Genomic DNA, 2,522 nt, shown 5'->3' on the forward strand with positions numbered 1-2,522 from the left:
TAAAATCGTACTTGGAGCCGTTCAACTGATCGAGACTTGATCAACTTGTGCAGAGAATGATCATGCGTCGGCCCTGCCCCGCCGCGATATAAGCAAGGATCGGAAGATCCTCTTGCGGGGTTGCTATCGACCGCCTTGGGGTGGGTCAAGACTTGCCGGTGCCACTATCATCTGGATTTATCAAATTGGTGGGTGTCCCAGATTTTGCCGGTACTCGTTGCGCCGCAATAGCAGCTCTGCTTCCTAACAAGTCATTCTATAAAATATGGAGATTTTCATTTGAGTAACTATAACGAAGAAGAAAATCTGATCCGTAATAGACGAGGAAAATGGTCAGATGTTGGTGTCCCTCATAAAGGTTGGTCGTGTGTGGATATTGAAGATTTGGGTTCGCCTGAAATAGAGTGTGAAATGTGCGAATCACAAACAATTCGTTATGTACATCATATGCAGCATCCAACCTATCCACATATTTTGAAAGTGGGTTGTGTTTGTGGCGGACATATGGAGTTCGATCTTCTAGCCGCTCAACTACGTGAAACCTCGATGAAAAATCGAGCATCAAAAAGAAAAAGATGGTTATCCCGAAAATGGAAGTTATCACTCAAGGGAAATCAATATCTAAAAACTGATGGCTATAGAATCACTGTTTATGAACGTGACTCTCGTTGGGGTGCGACCGTGAGCAAAGAAGATAATTTAATCACTCGCCATTTATTTAGAATGTTTGAAAATCAAGATGAAGCAAAGTTAGGCGCCTTTGATTTAATAACCTTGCTAGAGAGTGATAATTCATAATTTTCGAGCTGTGGCGATATGCCTAACAAAAACTTGAAACTGGACGGCACTACGTACCGCCATTTAAGTAAAAGTTATGCATCACCAAGGAGTTGATTTCAGTGGAAGATAAAAAGCCATACTTATATTTGAACGCATTCTTGGCCAAAGATGAGCATTCTTCTCTGCAAGCAGCAGACTACCTAAAAGTATCGTCTCAAGTTAATGCATATGAACTTGATAGAAAGCATGAGCTTGAAGGAAAATTATTCGTAAAAATTCCCACAGAAAAAAAACCAAAATGGAGTGGTTTTACTGAGAATATAACAGGCGTTTCGTTAGATGAGCTTGCCAATCGTTCTAGCTCTGCAGTTCTTATTATAAAAACATCTACTGCTACAATGGCTTTTACTTTCGTTTATGGTCGATTCCTGATAGATACGAAATATTTTGTGCATGATTTCGGAATAAAAACTGCACTAAACACACTTAATCATGACAGTTTACGAAGTGTTGACCTTTTCACGTTAGAAGATCAGGCTGTCCAGAAAAAGTCACAAGCTTCTAGGGAGTCTTCTGTCGGTGTGTTTGGTATTGACATTTCGAGAGATGTTCTTAGGGCGGTCACGGGCTCACCTAAAGATGGCGTGAGTTTGAAAAACATCTCTGGCGGAGACTCTGTTTTTTCATTTGGCGTAGAAATGGATGTGGATGAAATATCCCAATTGGTTGATTTGCTCTCCGGTTATTATGCAAATGATTCATATAAAAGTAACTTTTCTTGGGTTGATAATATTAGGAAGATTAAAGAGAAGTCCGAAATTGACCGTTTAGATTCTAAGTTAATTGATAAGATTAAAGCAAAGAGCACCGAAATAACCATAACTATCCCAGAGATTATTCAATGGGACAGTATTTATGGATTCAGCTTCACTCGAACCAAAAGCTCCATAAAACCAACAATTGAGCCGAAAGAGTACCTTGACAATACAGATGTTGCGGCAATTTCAGTTGATTCAATCAAGCGTGACAAATTATTTGTTTACGACGTTAATGAAAATGAGTCTGAGCACCAAATATATAAGTGCATCTATTTCGAACACAAGGAAATAGATAAGACTTACATATTGTTTGCAGGATTATGGTATGAAATCGATAATAATTTTGTGGCTAGAGTAGACTCTACACTGGGGCAAATAAAAGTATCGTCCTTAGCCTTTCCCAGGGTTCATGTATGGGACGAAGTCAAAGACGGAAAAACTAAATCAAAGATTGAATCAGAGGGTGATTACAATGAGCGAGCTTCGATTAGCCATAGCTATTACTTGCTCGATAAAAAATTGATAAAAAGCAACAGAACTACTACTCCTATTGAGTTGTGTGATTTAATGACAAATAATAAGCAATTTATTCATGTTAAACACAGGAAAGGTGGTTCAGCTGGTTTAAGTCACCTTTTTGCACAAGGTAGCGTCTCTGCTGAGATTCTACTTGGCGACAAAGAGTTCAGGAAAAAAGCGAGGACTGTTTTAAAACGTGTGAGTAGCGGCTTGCAGGATAGTGTACCCCTTAATAGTTTTAGAAGCGATGGTGTTGAAGTTGTGTTTTTGATTTTGGGTGAGGATTCAGCAAGCCTAAAGAGCAACCTACCATTCTTTAGTAAAGTTAATCCGACATTCCGCACCTGATTTAGGAATAAATTTGCCGATAGCGCTCACCCAATACCTCCAAAATGATCTGCTGGT

Annotated in this window: 2 protein-coding genes; both read left to right on the plus strand. The window is 39.3% G+C overall.

The window, feature by feature from the left end; translation table 11 throughout:
• Nucleotides 1–279 precede the first annotated feature (279 nt).
• Nucleotides 280–798 carry a hypothetical protein gene (locus tag PG896_RS20770; protein WP_201957531.1) on the plus strand — a complete coding sequence of 173 codons (519 nt, stop codon included), beginning with the start codon at nt 280–282 and terminating at the stop codon, nt 796–798.
• A gap of 101 nt (nt 799–899) precedes the next feature.
• Nucleotides 900–2,465 carry a TIGR04141 family sporadically distributed protein gene (locus PG896_RS20775; RefSeq protein ID WP_270836177.1) on the plus strand — a complete coding sequence of 522 codons (1,566 nt, stop codon included), beginning with the start codon at nt 900–902 and terminating at the stop codon, nt 2,463–2,465.
• The last annotated feature ends 57 nt before the right edge of the window (nt 2,466–2,522 follow it).

This window comes from Aeromonas sp. QDB30 (genome assembly GCF_027707645.1).
GTDB lineage: Bacteria > Pseudomonadota > Gammaproteobacteria > Enterobacterales > Aeromonadaceae > Aeromonas > Aeromonas caviae.